This is a genomic window from Lysobacter korlensis (assembly GCF_042434515.1).
On sequence record NZ_JBHLTG010000004.1, the window covers coordinates 102,239 to 117,222 of the forward strand.

General features: G+C 65.7%; 13 protein-coding genes and 1 pseudogene. 8 read left to right on the forward strand and 6 right to left on the reverse strand.

Annotated features, from left to right (window positions below; translation table 11 throughout):
* Positions 1 to 20 precede the first annotated feature (20 nt).
* Entirely contained in the window at positions 21 to 260 is a 240-nt protein-coding gene (locus tag ACFFGH_RS16995) for a hypothetical protein (RefSeq protein ID WP_386670423.1), read from the forward strand.
* A gap of 341 nt (positions 261 to 601) precedes the next feature.
* Positions 602 to 1,420 carry an alpha/beta fold hydrolase gene (locus ACFFGH_RS17000; protein ID WP_386671265.1) on the forward strand — a complete coding sequence of 273 codons (819 nt, stop codon included), beginning with the start codon at positions 602 to 604 and terminating at the stop codon, positions 1,418 to 1,420.
* Positions 1,421 to 1,591: 171 nt separating this feature from the next.
* Here the strand turns inward: ACFFGH_RS17000 and ACFFGH_RS17005 are convergent, their stop codons facing one another.
* The 3 genes from ACFFGH_RS17005 to ACFFGH_RS17015 form a co-directional block, all read right to left on the reverse strand.
* Positions 1,592 to 1,879, reverse strand: coding sequence for a transposase (locus ACFFGH_RS17005; RefSeq protein ID WP_386670425.1), 288 nt, complete (start codon positions 1,877 to 1,879; stop codon positions 1,592 to 1,594).
* Positions 1,880 to 2,018: 139 nt separating this feature from the next.
* Entirely contained in the window at positions 2,019 to 2,702 is a 684-nt protein-coding gene (locus ACFFGH_RS17010; protein ID WP_386670427.1) for a hypothetical protein, read from the reverse strand.
* Between the two features lie 239 nt (positions 2,703 to 2,941).
* Complete coding sequence (locus ACFFGH_RS17015; protein WP_386670429.1) at positions 2,942 to 3,652, reverse strand: transposase; 711 nt, start codon at positions 3,650 to 3,652, stop codon at positions 2,942 to 2,944.
* A 216-nt stretch (positions 3,653 to 3,868) separates the two neighbouring features.
* On the opposite strand from ACFFGH_RS17015, the gene ACFFGH_RS17020 reads away from it, so the two are divergent.
* Positions 3,869 to 5,914: an amidohydrolase family protein gene (locus ACFFGH_RS17020; RefSeq protein ID WP_386670431.1), complete on the forward strand. Its 2,046-nt coding sequence runs from the start codon at positions 3,869 to 3,871 to the stop codon at positions 5,912 to 5,914.
* Positions 5,915 to 6,038: 124 nt separating this feature from the next.
* On the opposite strand, the pseudogene ACFFGH_RS17025 reads toward ACFFGH_RS17020, so the two are convergent.
* Positions 6,039 to 6,491: pseudogene (locus ACFFGH_RS17025) on the reverse strand (OmpA family protein); the annotation flags it as partial.
* A 930-nt stretch (positions 6,492 to 7,421) separates the two neighbouring features.
* Between ACFFGH_RS17025 and ACFFGH_RS17030 the strand changes: the two are divergent.
* Positions 7,422 to 8,243: an ankyrin repeat domain-containing protein gene (locus tag ACFFGH_RS17030; protein ID WP_386670433.1), complete on the forward strand. Its 822-nt coding sequence runs from the start codon at positions 7,422 to 7,424 to the stop codon at positions 8,241 to 8,243.
* Positions 8,244 to 8,580: 337 nt separating this feature from the next.
* Here ACFFGH_RS17030 and ACFFGH_RS17035 read toward each other — a convergent pair whose 3' ends face one another.
* Entirely contained in the window at positions 8,581 to 9,156 is a 576-nt protein-coding gene (locus ACFFGH_RS17035) for a DUF2242 domain-containing protein (protein WP_386670435.1), read from the reverse strand.
* 163 nt (positions 9,157 to 9,319) lie between these two features.
* A complete protein-coding gene (locus ACFFGH_RS17040; RefSeq protein ID WP_386670437.1) occupies positions 9,320 to 10,228 on the reverse strand; it encodes a tetratricopeptide repeat protein in 909 nt (302 codons plus the stop codon).
* Positions 10,229 to 10,705: 477 nt separating this feature from the next.
* On the opposite strand from ACFFGH_RS17040, the gene ACFFGH_RS17045 reads away from it, so the two are divergent.
* From ACFFGH_RS17045 to ACFFGH_RS17060, 4 genes are all read left to right on the forward strand, one after another.
* Positions 10,706 to 10,960, forward strand: coding sequence for a hypothetical protein (locus ACFFGH_RS17045; RefSeq protein WP_386670439.1), 255 nt, complete (start codon positions 10,706 to 10,708; stop codon positions 10,958 to 10,960).
* Positions 10,961 to 11,294: 334 nt separating this feature from the next.
* Positions 11,295 to 12,437, forward strand: a complete 1,143-nt coding sequence (locus ACFFGH_RS17050; protein WP_386670441.1) for a hypothetical protein — start codon at positions 11,295 to 11,297, stop codon at positions 12,435 to 12,437.
* Positions 12,434 to 12,889, forward strand: coding sequence for a hypothetical protein (locus ACFFGH_RS17055; RefSeq protein WP_386670443.1), 456 nt, complete (start codon positions 12,434 to 12,436; stop codon positions 12,887 to 12,889). The genes ACFFGH_RS17050 and ACFFGH_RS17055 overlap by 4 nt, the downstream gene beginning before the upstream one ends.
* Entirely contained in the window at positions 12,868 to 14,976 is a 2,109-nt protein-coding gene (locus ACFFGH_RS17060) for a putative bifunctional diguanylate cyclase/phosphodiesterase (RefSeq protein ID WP_386670445.1), read from the forward strand. The genes ACFFGH_RS17055 and ACFFGH_RS17060 overlap by 22 nt, the downstream gene beginning before the upstream one ends.
* Positions 14,977 to 14,984 lie beyond the last annotated feature (8 nt).

Consider the following 14,984-nt stretch of genomic DNA (forward strand, 5'->3'; position numbering starts at 1 on the left):
CCTGGAGCTACCCAATGAAGATGTCTGCTTTCCTAGTCGGTCTCTCGATGTCCCTGCTTTCAATGTCGGCGTTCGCGCACCCAGGCGGCCACGACTCCGACATGAAGCCGCTCGCGACCACCTGCACGGAATTGGCGTATCCGCAGCGCTACGAAACCGATCCTGCGTACCCGGAGATCAAGGCGCTGGTCGAGGAGTGCGAGGCCGCTAAAAAGGCACCTGCCGAGAAGGCCAAGGCGAAGCCTGCGAAGAAAACCTGATATCGATGGGCGCTGCTAGTCCATGACGGCGCCTGTTTGTCAGGCTCGGTAGTCGCACCGTCTCGCTCCACCGCTGTGCTGCGGGTCCGACGACAACGACTAACGGGGTCAGGTTTACTTCTGCCAGAACCCAGCCTGATTGTGTTACCTGCTAGAAACGGGTCGGAAACGGAATCAGCTTCACTTGACCAATGGGTTAAAAGTGAGCGTGGCGCCGTTATTCGCCGCATTTGAATCGCCGGCCACTGTGCTGCGCGACGCGCGCATCCACCCGTCACAGCTGTGTCGGCGACGTGCGCGTCTAATCGGGGAAACCACCCGGGAGCAGGGCCTTGTCCGAGATGCATCACATCCGCCGCGGGCGTGGGCGGCCGCTGCTGCTCGTGCATGGGCTGGGCGGCGACGTGCACAGCTTCGACACCGTAATCGACGCGCTGGCGGCCGAACGCGAAGTGATCGCGGTCGACCTGCCGGGCTTCGGGCAGACGCCGCCGCTGGCCGGCGAGGTGTCGATGGCCACGCTCGGCGACGCGCTTACCGCGTTCCTGCAGCGGCACGGGCTGATCGGCGTCGATGCGGTGGGCACGTCGATGGGGGCGCGGCTGGTGCTCGAACTCGTGCGGCGTGGCGGCGTGCTCGGTGCGGTGGTGTCGCTCGACCCGGGTGGCTTCTGGCGCGGATGGGAGCGGCACGCGTTCTATGGCTCGGTCCGCGCCTCGATCGCGCTGCTGCGCGCACTGCGACCGTGGCTGCGGCGGCTGGCAGCGCACCCGGTGTCGCGCACCTCCTTGCTGCTGCAGTTCTCGGCGAAACCCTGGTTGCTGCCGGCTGCGCCCGTCGCGAACGAATTGTGCAGCTACGTTGCCGCGCCGTCGTTCAATGCGCTGCTTCACAGCCTGGCCTACGGCCCGACGCAGGCAGGCGCCACCGCCGGTTCGATCACGCCGCCGCTGGTGATCGGCTGGGGACGCCACGACCGCGTCTGTTTCACCGCGCAGGCCGCGCGGGCCCAGGCCCTGTTCCCCGACGCGCGCCTGCACTGGTTCGAGCACTCCGGCCATTTTCCGCACTGGGACGAGCCGGCCGCCACCGCGCGACTGATCCTGGAAGCGACGGCGAGACCCGGGGCAGAGCGGATTTATCCGGGTGCGCAGGGCTGACTGATTGCCGATGAGCCGCTACTCGGCAGTCTCGCGTTCTCGATCAGCCAGCAGGCACGGCGATCGACCGGCCCGCACCCGACCCCCATCGGGCCCAGCGAAAATTAAATAACGGGGTCACGTTCACTTCTTCAAGAACTCAACCTGACCCCGTTTCTTGAAGCGGCCTTCCTACAGCGTGCCGGTCCGCCGGCAGCGCGCGTTGAAGCCGCTCATGTAGCGGCGGCCAGTGGCCTGCATCATCCGCGATACGCCGCCCGGCTCGGACCGTGTCACCAGCAGGTGCACGTGATTCGTCATCAGTACGTAGGCATGCACGGCGTGTGCGCGCTTGAGCGCGGCGTCACCAAGTTCCTGCCGGTACCTGAGATAGTCGTCGTCGCGGGCGAAGCCGCGTTGCACCACGTGCTGCGGCACGTCAGGAAGGTCGAGTCGTGGGAGCCGCCTCGTGGTGCGCATCCGATTGCGGATGCGCACCACGGCCTTGCGTCGAACCAATTCGCTGCCAGGCGACGCCGCGCAGTCCGTCGGAAATGAACCTGGCGCCTTTGGATGCGGGGTGTCGCACAAACCCTATAGGGCTTGCCGTGCCCGCCGCTTAAAAACCCATGCTCGCGGAGACGAACACCGTTATTCCGCTGACATCGGTCTTCCTTGTTGCGTCTGCCACCGCTAGTCCAGCTGGTAATGCCTGGCCGATCTGGACGTCGTCGGCAAGTACAAGCTGGTTTTTATGGGTGAAATAGCCGATGCCAAGATTGAGGGCCGTCCTGCTATCCCCTTCCTTGTCGCCTCTCCAGACCCCAGCAACTACTCCGGCTGTCAAGCCATTAATTCCATCGCTTACATCGAAAACGCCGAGATAGGGAGACGCTTTCCAGCCCCAAGTGCTGATGACGTTGGTCGCGGTGCATTCGCCATCACAAACGTTCCACCCTTTACCTAGGTTGGCGTGCACCTCAAGCCCGAGGCTGCTCGAAGTTCTGGTCTGGTTTGCTTCAAGTGTGCCGTTGGTTCGAACTCTGACATCTCTTGCATCTTCAATTACGTGGTTTTTGTAGCGAAGAAAATAGAAAGCAGGGCCAAATCCGACGCCCTTAATTCCGTCTAGCTTGTCAGTGCGATCCGGGCCCGGGCCCGGACCCGGATCCGGCGTCTGCGCATTTGCGTCCGGCGCGCATGCAAAGCCAACGGCGACCGCGAGTAACAAGCTGAGAGCAAGACCCCCGTGTGACCCGGGCCGTGCTTCAATCGACGAGTTCGAGCTGCGTTTAATTTCCATGTGTCCTCTCCTTGTCCATCAGTTAGTGGCCACTGCTGTTGTGCTCCCCATCGTCCGGCGGCTAGTGCCGCTGGGAGCCCTCCGAGTTTCGCAGATTTCGGTAAAGGGGGGCGGGAAAGAATCAAAAGGGACGAAGGCAGTTACGTCGAGCTAACCGCCTGCTTCCCCTTGCGTCCCACCAGCGCGATATAGGCGGCCTGCGGCTCGCGCTCCGTGGCCCCACGCGAAAAGGGTCAGGTTCATTTACTTGGATGCGCTGACGCCGTCCACTTGGCCGGTCGCCCTCGCGGCCTGACCTCGACCGCCCGTCCGGTCAACGCCTCGATTTGACGCCGGAACCGCTCGGGTCCCCAGGGCTTCTGCTGTTGCGTGTGCAAGGCGATGTCGTGCGCTTGCTCAGTATCGATGCCTTTCGCGACGAGAGCAGCGTAGGCGGCGTGCCGGTCGCGATCTACGGCGCTTAGGCGTCGATAGGCGTCATGCGGCGTGATCCGCACATCGTGCATGCCGAGCGCATTGCGGGCGTAGCTGCTCCAGACGTACTCGCTGGGCTGCAGCACCATCGCGGCCCGCACTGGGTTGAGTTCGATGTAGCGGTAGCAGGCGAGCACATACTCGTCGCTGTCGACCAGTGCGGACTTGAAGCGGCCTTCCCACAGCGTGCCGGTCCGCCGGTAGCGCGCGTTGAAGCCGGTCACGTAGCGGCGGCCAATGGCCTGCATCATCCGCGATACGCCGCCCGGCTCGGACGGTGTCACCAGCAGGTGGACGTGATTCGTCATCAGCACGTAGGCATGCACGGCGCATGCGTGCTTGAGCGCAGCCTCAGCAAGCTCCTGCCGGTACCTGAGGTAGTCGTCGTCGCGAGCGAAGCACGGCTGGCGGTCGACGCCGCGTTGCACCACGTGCTGAGGCACGCCGGGAAGGTCGAGTCGTGGGAGCCGTGCCATGGTGGGCATCCAATTGGGGATGCCCACCATGGCCTTGCGTCGAACCAATTCACTGTCAGGGAACGCCGCGCAGTGCGTCGGAAATGAACCTGACCCCTTTGAGTGCGACGCGCCCGGTTTACCCGATCCACCGGTTTCCGCCGGGGGGCCGCATGCCGGCGCCGCGCACGGCCATACTGGGGATCACCGGAACGCCGCTGCTGCTGGAGCCCTTGCATGAAGACGACCGTTGTCCTGTTCGCCGCCGCACTGATCGGCTCGCAGATAACCGCGGCGCATGCCGATGAGGCCTTCACCGTCATCCGCGGCGGTTCGAACGTCGGGCACCTGAAGGTCGACGAGGAGGCCGGCCGGGTCCGCATCGATTACGACTACAAGAGCAACGGTCGAGGCCCGACGATGGTCGAGGAGCTCCGGCTCGGGCCGGATGGGCTGCCGCGCTCGTGGACGATCTCGGGCGCGACCACGTTCGGCAGCAAGGTCAGCGAGCGTTTCGAGCAGGCGGGCAGCAAGGCCACGTGGACCGATTCGGTCGGCAGCGGCAGCGCCACGGTCAGCGAGCCGAGCCTGTATGTGGGCCAGAGCGCCAGTCCATGGGCGCTGGGCATGTACGCGCGCGCGCTGCTCGCCGATGCCGACAACACCATGCCGACGCTGCCGGGCGGCAGCATCCGTGTCGAGCCCGGCGAAACGATGAGCGTCAGCGGCAAGGGCGGCACGGTCCAGGTGCGCGCCCATGCGATCAGTGGCATCGACCTCCACCCGTCCTATGTCCTGCTCGATCAGGACAACGAGCTGTTCGCCTACATCGCGCCGGCCTTCATCGTCGTCCGCGAAGGCTTTGAGTCCGAGGAACAGCGCCTGCGCGATGTCGCGGCGCAGTTGGGGACGAAGCGCTTCGAGTCGATCCAGAAGCAGACCGCCCACCGCTTTGAGGCCCCGCTGCGCATCCGCAATGTGCGTGTGTTCGACCCGAAGACACTCGCGCTCACCGCACCGGTGTCGGTGCGCGTCGAGGGCGAGCGCATCACCGGCGTCGATCCGCTCGAGGTCGCATCCGCCCCGGGCGAAGTGGTGATCGATGGCGCCGGCGGCACGCTCGTGCCCGGCCTGATGGACATGCACGGGCACGTCTCGCAGGACGCCGCACTGCTGAACATCGCCGCGGGCGTCACCACCATGCGCGACATGGGCAACGACAACGCGGTGCTCGACAAGCTCATCGAGCGCATCGAAGCCGGCACGATCGCCGGTCCGCGCATCGTGCGCAGCGGCATGATCGAGGGCAAGAGCCCGTTCAACACCAGCAACGGCATCCTGGTCGAGAATCTCGAGCAGGCGCTCGACGCCGTGCGCTGGTATGCCGACCGCGGTTACTGGCAGGTCAAGCTCTACAACAGCATGAAGCCCGAGTACGCCAAGCCCGTCGTGGCCGAGGCGCACCGGCTGGGGCTGCGCGTGGCCGGACACGTGCCGGCCTTCGCGAATGCCGATGCGATGGTCGAGGCCGGGTTCGACGAGCTCACCCACATCAACCAGATCCTGCTTGGCTGGGTGCTCGAGCCGAATGAAGACACCCGCACGCTGTTGCGGCTGACAGCGCTGCGCCGCCTGCCGCCGCTGGACCTGCAGTCCGAACGTGTGCAGCGCACGATCGGCCTGATCGCCGAGAACAACGTGGCGGTGGAGCCGACGATCGGAATCCACGAGTTCCTGCTGCTGAACCGCGATGGCCAGACGCCTGCGGGCATGGCCGATTACATCGACCACCTGCCGATGGGTGCGCAACGCGACGCGAAGCGGGCGTGGTCGGACATGTCAGCGCCTGGCGACGCGGAGGCCTACCAGGGCGCGTACGCGAAATTGCTCGACACGCTGCGGATGATGCGCGAGCGCGGCATCCAGCTGATCCCCGGCACCGACACCGGCGGCGCGCTAACGTTCCACCGCGAGCTGGAGCTGTTCCAGCAGATCGGGTTCAGCGCGCCCGAAGCGCTCAAGCTGGCGACACTGGACATGGCCCGTTACCTCGGCCGCGGCGACTCGCTCGGCTCGATCGAAGCGGGCAAGCTCGCCGACTTCTTCCTCGTGCCGGGCGATCCCACGCGAGACCTCAAGGCGATCAAGAAGATCAGCATGGTGGTGAGCGACGGCGTCACGTACTTCCCGTCCGAAATCTACCCGCATTTCGGCGTGACCCCGTTCGCAAACGCGCCGGAAGTGACGCTCCCGAAGCGGACCCAATCGGGCGGAGTCGATTAAGCGGCCAAACTGCCTCCGCTGCTGCGCGATCAGTCGACTGCCGCGGAATGTTGAACACCACCAAAGGGACGGAGGCAGTTAAGTCGAGCTAACTGCCTCGGCCCCTTCCGGACCTAAACCTCCATCAATTCTGGATGTTCAGCTCCGTGCGGCGGTTCCTGCTTCGCGCTTCCGGGTTGTCGGATCCGTCCGGATTCTCGTTGGGAACCAGCGGGCGGGTTTCGCCAAAGCCGATCGGGCCGATGAGTCGCGCCGCGTCCACGCCATTCTCGACCAGGTAGTCGTAGACCGCTTGGGCGCGGCGCTGCGACAGCTTCTGGTTGTATGCGGCATCGCCGCGCGAGTCGGTGTGCCCGGCTACTTCAACCTTGAGTGACTCGTGGCGCTTGAGGATTTCGACGGCTTCGTCCAGCACGGCCGTTGCGGAGGCATCGAGCACCGCCTTGTCGTACGCGAAGGTCACGCCCTGGAGGTCGATCGAGATGGCTGCCGGGCAGCCGTCCAGGCCAATCGCCTGACCGGCTTCGGAAGCCGGGCACTGGTCGAGGCAGTTGATGACGCGGTCGCCGTCGGCATCACCCCTGTCGCCTTCAGGCGTCGGGCAGTTCTGTACCAGCGGGATCGCAGGCACCCCGGTCGCGACGCGCACGCCCCGGCCTTGCAACCAGGCATCGAACTCATCGGCGGTGCGGTTGACGCCGTTCTCCTGCATGTTGAAGCGCGACGATTCGATGTCGGTCGGCGCCGGCACTGCTGCAGCGGGGATGGGCTGCCCCACCGGCTGCGGACCGATCGGTGCAGGCGTACCGACTGGAGGCGTGCTGGAGGGAGTGGGTACCGCTTGCGTCGCCCGGCTGCCATCGTCCGACTGCTGGTTGCCGGTCGGCGCGGGCACTGGCGCAGCGGGCATAGGCTGCCCCGTCGGCTGCGGACCGGTCTGTGCGGCCGGACCGTAGGGAGAAGTGCTGGAGGAAGCGGGCTCGGCTTGCGCCGCCCGGTTCTCATCAACCGACTGCGGAGAAGCCGCAGCAGGCTCCAGGGTGGTTGGCGGCTGGCTCTGCGTCGATCCAGTCGCCGCGCACGCAGTGCATGCAAGCAGCAGCGCACTGCAGACAAAGAGCTTCTTTCGAAGGAGAACCATGATCCAGAACCCCGATGCAAAGCTCTACTTAAGTACACCTGGGGTGAAAAAAGGGTCTCGAACGGGGTTGAAGACAGGGGTCAGGGCGGACTGCCCCGCACTCCACGGACAGGGAGTCAGGAACCGCTTGGTGGAAGGCAGCGCGTTGCGAACGGCCATCAATGACTGGAAGAGCGTGTGGGAGACTGGCAGTGCCGATTCTGGTCTTCGCGTCCCGCTAGCACGGGTGCGGGACTTATGCGCGAAACGAGTACCACAAGCTTTCGGCTGAGCCAGAAACAACCGCATGGGTTGAACAGCGATTGGCAAGACGCCTGCGTGGCATTCAATAAGAAGCAACAACGGGTTCAGAGAGGCACGAAAACAATGAGCACCACAGACAACGATATCCCGAAGCCCCGCAAGTCCACGCCCGTTCAATGGCCGCCAGTTCTGGAGAAGGGCGACCCGAACGTGTGGAGCAGGGCGCACACGACGATCCTGCTGAAGGCTGTCGAGCGCGACGACGTCGAGCTTGTCACGCAGATTCTGGCGAGCGACCTTTGGTCGTCAAAGGAAGGCGGGTTCGCCTACCTGCCTGCCATCATGCCTATCGCCCATTCGGGAGAGATGGTGCGCTTGCTGGTGCGGCATGGCGCCGATATCAACGCGACCAACCGCAGTGGTGAGACGTGCTTTGACGTCATGACCGCGAAGGGCGGGCGCGCCAAGGACCGGGTAGGGACCGTGCGGGCCTTGCTTGAATCAGGGTTGAAGGTCAGGACCGACGAGAGCACTGAACAATGGCAGGGTTGGTCGCTGATCCGCGCATTGCGGAGCGACCTGCCTGGCTGGCAGGAACTGGGCGACATGTTCCTTGCCGCGGGCGAAGACATCAACGCAACCATTGGTGAGCCGAAGCGCTTTTCAACGGCCCTGCACCAAGCCGTCAGGAATTGCGATAAACGATTAGTTGCGTGGCTCCTGAAGAACGGAGCGGATACGCAGAAGAAAGACAGCGAGGGGCGCACGCCCGCCAACATCATTCTCGAGCGCCGTCGTAGTGGCCTGCCGACAAATGGTGCGGGATCGTTCCAGCAGGACACCGCAGACATCGAAGCGATGTTGAACAAGCACGACTACGATAGAAAACATGTGCGCAAGGCCGATGAGGCAAGCGCGCCTGCTCCGCAGAGCAAGATCATCTAAAGAGTCAAAGGCAAACATACGGGTCGGAGTGCACTTTCGAGACGTATCGCAGCACATGGCACCGGCCAAACGAAAGGCCCCGCATGGCGGTGCCTTTCGCATTACCGGGTTGAGGCTCGGGCGCTACGCCGCGTCGGGCAGGGCCTGCGCCTTACGCCGCCCAAGCTTTTCAAAGCGCCTGCCCCGGTCGCGGCGCAGGCTGTCCAGGCCTTCGGCGGGGCATGGGTCGCGGCCGATGTGCGGGAACCCGATGCTTGGTCGCAGGGCGGACCCCGGCCGTCGGGAACCACCTCATGCGCCTGTCGGAAGAGCCGCGACTTGCCTGCATCCGTCCCCTTCAGGCCGGATCGGCCGGAAGCTCAGGTGCCTGCGATGCGGGCAGGTCTTCACTGCTGGACACGTAGTGTCCAACCTGCTCGAACAGGCGGCGATAGAACTCCCGGTTCTGCACGGTGCTGCTGCCAACCCGCACGAGGTTGGCGCTGCTGCTGCCGATCGGCAGCGACACGGAGCCGATCATGCTCACACCGATGCTGGCGGACTTGACCGTGGTGTTGAGCTCGTAGCGGTCCTGCAGCGCGTTGACGAACACGATCGCGCCGCCGCGCGGCTGCGACAGGCAGGTCGTGCGCACGTTGAGCTGGGTGTGCACGTCCGACTTGGGCTGGAAGCTCTTCGTCGCCTCGAACGTGTCGGTTGATTTCTTGCCAATCAGATACCCCTGCCCGAGCAGCGCACGTTGCGCAGCCTCGCAGGCCGCGGCAGGCGCAACCGGGTACGTACGCGAGTACGTGTCGCCAGCGCTGAACGTCTCGCCCGAGGGCGGGCGCTCCTTGCGGCTCAAGCAGGCGGTCAGCATCACGGCGAGCACCGCGAGCGTCGCGGTGCGGCAGAGTGGACGAATCGAACCCATTGGCATGCAGGTGGACAGGGCGGGGGCGAAAGTCTAGCGACCGCCGGGTACCACGGCGCTGAACGTCGCAGGCGAGTGCGTATTCGCCGCTGTCGACCGGTACGGACTTGAAGCGGGCTTCCCAGGAAAAAAGCGGTCAGGTTGATTGCCTGGGAAGGCGCCGTTACCCGTCACCGATCCGCGCCAGCGCCAGGCCTGCGGCTTCGCGCCATTGCGGGGTATGCCGCGAACCGGTGGCGGCCGCGAGCAGCGCCGAGCGCACGGACGCCTTGCGGGTGGAGTGCCGGTAGCCGGTGACCACGGCGTCGACCGCGCGCTCGCGATCGCCGAGCTCCGCGTAGGTCTGCCCGAGGTTGAGCCAGGTCGCTGAGCGGTTCGGGGCGAGGTCGAGCGCGCGCATGAAGTGGCGGCTCGCGGCGTCGTACTCGCCCACCAGCATGTACGCATAGCCGAGGTTGCCGAGGATCTCCGCATCGCGCGGCTGCAGCTGGGCTGCGCGCTCGAGCGGCGCGATCGCCTGCTCGGGCCGGCCCGCGTTGATGAGCTCGATGCCTTCGCGGTTGAGGCGCCGCGCCTGCCCCGCATCCGGCGGAGCGTCGACCGTGCGCGCGATGTCCTCGCGCGGGGCCGCAGCCGGCGCGGCGGGCTTGCGTCGCTCGGGTTCGGCCGCTGCGGCCGCCGCGGCCGGTGCGACCTGCTTACGTCGCTCGGGTTCTCCCTGCGGTGCGGCAGGCGGGTCGGGCGGCGCCATCACCACGGCCGTGTCGCGCCGGGGCTCGGGCTGCGGCAGCGCGTCCGTATCAGGCGGCAGCGCCTCGGCCACCACGGCCTCGGTGGGTGCGTCGTCGCTGCCCGGCGCCTCGTCGAGCGCGCTGGGCGGGCGTACAAACACGCGGTCGAGCACGGCTGGCGGGCGGACTGCGTCGGATGCGACGGTCGGCGGCTGCGGTTGCTCGGGCGCCTGCTCTTGCTCGAAGGCGTCGAACGCGATCGTGGCCGCGACCGCGGCGGCCAGCGCGGCCGCGACCGCAAGGCCGAGCCGCTTTTTCGACGGGTTGATGGACAGGCGCATGCGCCGAACGTAGGCGCGGCGGTGTTTAGCGCCTGTCGAAACCGCAGTCAACAAACGGGGCAGGTTCATTTTCCGTTCGTAGCTGAGCCTGCAGCTTTACCCGGCCGCCCGTTCAGCCCGACCTCGACCGTGCGCCCGGTCAGCGCTTCGATCTCACGCCGGAAGCACTCGGATCCCCAGGGCTTGTGCTGGTGCGTGTGCTTGGCGAGATCGTGTGCCTGCTCGATGCCGATGCATGCACGGCGCAGCCGTGCCTGAGCGCGGTCTCGTCGAGCTACTGCCGGTATCAGGTGGTCGTCATTGCAGGCGAAGCACCGCCCGCGTTCGGCACCGCGTTGCAGGACGTGCTGCGGTACGCCGTAAATGAACCCGCCCCTACGAGGGTGTGGCCCATCGCAAGGCCGCGCTTGATACGTGGCTCGGTCAGCTGGCAAGTAGGGCGTCCCCATCCCGCCGCCGAAAGCAATGGAATCGGTATTGCCCGAGTTCTGGCGTTACTTATCGCTCACGCTGCCGGTCGCGCTGGTGGTGTGGGCGCTGGTCGAGTGGTGGCAGCGGCGCAAGCGCGTCCCGAAGAGCCGGATCGAACCCACACTGGACGAGCCCAAGCACGAGCGCGAAGCCGAATGCCCGCACCCGCGCTTCAAGCGGGTCTACGTCCTGCGTAACGGCACGAGTGCCCCGACCGATGAGATGCAGTGCGTGAAGTGCAGGCAGCGGATGAAGGGCTGAGCGAAAAACGCATGACAGAGGTCAGAGCAACGTTTTTAGCGTAATCGGCGCACGTCGACACTGACCCTTCTTTCGGGTGTGGTCGCCTCGGCATGAGGCGCTGTGGACCCGGGAAAACCACCTGACGGGCGCGGCTGACCTTGTCCGATGGTGCGCTGGACGCGCTTGATCAGACCCGCAGCCGTTCTGAAGGTCTGCTCCGAACCGACTAGATCCAAACCAGCCGCTTGCGTCGCTGTGCATCAAAACTGCGACCGGGTGCCCGGCCGCGCACCGACTGCGGGACCAAGATGCACAAGGGGTCTTGGCCACGTTCGGCCGAGAAGGGGTTTTTATGTCCGCAGCCGCACGAGATCACTCGCTGGGCAAGGCCGGGTGCCGGGCGAAGGCCGCGCGGGCGATGAGGCGCAGCTTGCCTTCAGGGGCACTGCTGGCGGCGCTGCTTGCCGCGTCGCCGGCCGGGGCCGCCGAGCCGCAATTCGATTTTCTGCTGTTCCCGGCGGTGAGCTGGCACGAAACAGACCCGGGGAGCGGCCCTCGAGGCTCGACCAGCGGCTTTGCCGCGACGCTCGACCTGTTTGCGACCGTCGAGTCCGAACGTGTCCGCTTCCTCGGCGAGTGGTTCCTGACGCAGAAAGCGAAAGAGATCCAACGCCTGCAGCTGGGCTGGCGCTTTTCGGGCGACGACACGCTGTGGGCAGGCCGGTTCCACACGCCGATCGGTTACTGGAACACGGCCTACCATCACGGCACGTATCTGCAGACCAGCATCTCGCGGCCCGGGATTGAAGAGTTCGAGGGCGGCCATGGTCCGTTGCCGACGCACTTCACCGGCCTGCTGTGGGAAGGCAGCGCCGAGCTTGCCACCGGCGCCATGCACTACTCGCTTGCAGCAGGCCTGGGGCCGCGGCTCAAGGAACGCCTCGATGCGCTCGACGTGGCTCATCCCGACTCCGGCCATGGCGGCGGCGCGATCGTGAACGTGAATTGGCGCCCGGCCCTTTTCGTTTCCGACCAGGTGGGCCTGTTTTTCGGCAGTACCCGCCTGCGGGGGCAGGCCGACGGCCATGCGCATGATGATGCGCCCGTGGGCGAGCACACCTTCGAGCAGCACATCGCCGGCGCATACACCAACTGGACCCGCGGCCCGCTGCGCATCACGTCCACGCTGACCCATGTGCGCGGCTCGTTCGATCACGCCGGCCCGAGCGAATCCTTCAGTAGTGCCTACGTGCAGGCGGAATGGTCCGCATCGCAGCGGCTGACGCCTTACGCGCGCATCGAGGACAGTCAGGGCGTCGAACCCGACGCAGAGTTCCTCGGTCGGTTCCGCGGCTTCATCACCGAGCGCCGCCTGATCGGCCTGCGCTTCGAACTGACGCCGCGCCAGGCCTTGACCGCCGAACTGTCGAGCTTCGACACGCTCGGCGGCCGCGGTGATCGCCTCGCGCTGCAATGGAGCGCGTACTTCCCATGAAGCGCGCGGTCACCCTGCTGGTGTGGGCCTTGGCGGTCGCTTCGCCGGCGGCCAGCGCCGCCGAGGACGTGCGCACGCTGGTGGCGGTGGCCAGCGACCGCTCGCAGCTTGCCGGGCTGAAGCCCGCCGACCTGCGGCTCGCGTTTCTCGCGCTACCGGTCGGCAAGGGCGACGCGCGCCCGCGGCCGGTGATCAACCAGAGCAATCCTCTTCTCTACGAAGTGTTCCTGCAGAAGGTCGTGTTTCTTTCATCGCAGCACTACCAGCGGCAGATGGTGTCGCACGTCTTCCAGCGCGGCGGCACGCGTCCGGCCGTGGTCGACGACGAGCGGCGCGTGGTCCAGTTGCTGCACGAGGATCCGCAGCGAATCAGTTTCATGTGGGCTAAAGACGCCCAGCGTTACGAAGGTCTCAAAGTGGTACGGGTGCTGTGGCAGGGACCGGTTCGCTGACGCTGCACCCGCGCACGCTGCGCGGGCAGACCCTGCTGGCCGTGTTCGGCGTGCATGCGCTGATCATTCCGCTGTTTTTCGGCGGGCTGGTGTTCTTCGTAAACCAGGCGTTCACCGCGCAGTTCGTCAATCAGATCCGCTCCGAGACGCGGTTGTTCGCCTCCCTGATTCCGAGCGACTTCGATCACGGTGCGGCGCGCGAGATCTTCTACGCCAGTGCGGCAGGCAGCACGCTGATGTCGGTCGAGATCCTGTCCAAGGACGGTGATGTCCATTGGACCTTCGAATCGCCGATGGTCAGCGACGCCCCGCCCGCGTTCCGGGAGGATTTCCTGTTCGGCGAGCACGGCGACGACGTGTACTTCATCGCGACGCCGCTGTTCGATGCCGACGGCGAGCCGGCCGCGCAGTTGCGGCTTGCGTTCGATGAAACACCGACGCTCGAGCAGATCGCGATCGTCAACCGCCGTGCCGCACTGCTGACGCTCGGCTATCTGGTGCTGACACTGCTGCTTGCGGCCTACTGGATCCATCGCCTCAACCGGCCGATGCGGGCGCTCGGCCTGGCGTCCCGGCGGGTGGCTTCGGGCGAATTCCGTGAAGCGATCGAGGTGCGCACCAGCCTGCCGGAAATCCTGTCGCTGGCCAGCGACATCAACCACATGCGCGCGGAGCTGCTGAAGAACACCGATGAGATGCAGCACATGGCGATGCACGACGGCCTGACCGGGCTGCCGAATCGAGCACTGCTGGCCGATCGGGTGCTGCAGGCCATGGCGCAGGCCCAGCGGGCCGATCAGTCGTTCACATTGCTGTTCATGGACCTCGACCACTTCAAGGAAATCAACGACACCCTGGGGCATGGAGTCGGCGATCACGTGCTGCGACAGATACCTGGCCGCATCCAGCCGCTGCTGCGCGCCGGGGACACGATGGCCCGGCTGGGAGGCGACGAGTTCGCCTTCGTGCTGCAGGACGCCGATGCGGACACCGCCGTCGCGATCGTCGAGCGGCTGGTTGATGCCATGAAATCGCCGTTCGAGGTGCACGGGCAGCAACTGCATGTTGGGCAGAGCATCGGCATCGCGATCTTTCCCGAGCACGCGCGGCAATTCGACGAGTTGCTGCGCGAGGCCGATGTCGCGATGTACGCGGCCAAAGTCGCGCGCCGGCCGTACGCGGTGTTTTCACCGGACATCGACCCGCACAGCCGTGAGCGACTTGAGCTGGTCAATGAGCTCCGACGCGACATCGAGCGCGGGCGGCTGCGGGTGCACTACCAGCCGCAGGTCGAGATCGGCAGCGGCAGGCTGGTCGGGATCGAAGCGCTGGTGCGCTGGCACCCGGATCAACGCGAGCCGAGCGCGCCCGACGAGTTCATCCCGATAGCCGAACGTCTCGGCCTGATGGATGCGCTGACCCGCCTGGTCGTGCGCCAGTCGTTTGCAGACTTTGCCAGCGCGTCGCAACTGCGAGGCACGACGCTCAGCATCAACCTCAGCACCAGCAACCTGCGCGACCCCACGCTGCCCGGATATTTCGCCGACATGCTGCGCGAGTTCGGGCTGGATGCGTCGCAGGTGGTGCTCGAGGTGACCGAACACGAGAGCATCGTCGAGGCCACCAATGCGCTCGAGCAACTTGCGGCGCTGCGCGCAATCGGTTTCGGTCTCGCCATCGATGATTTCGGCAAAGGCCACGCATCATTCAACTATCTCAAGCACCTGCCTGCCACGGAACTCAAAATCGATCGCTCATTCGTCGCCGACATGGCGCATGACCGACACGACCATTCGCTGGTGGCGGCGATCGTCGCGCTGGCCCGCGACCTCGGGCTGTGTGTCGTGGCCGAGGGTGTTCCCGATGGCACCGTGCTGGAGATGCTGCGCAAGCTCGGCTGCGACCGGGCGCAGGGCTTCTACATCGCAAGGCCAATGCCGATGGATGACCTGCTCGCGATGCTGGCGGCAGGGCGTGCCCAGGACGGTGGCCCGCTGTTGCCCGCCGGAATAAAGGATCAGGTTCACTTGCCGGTTGAGCGCGCTGATGTGTGCGGCCCGCTCATCGGAGAAGAACGTCCCGCTTAAAGGAGCTG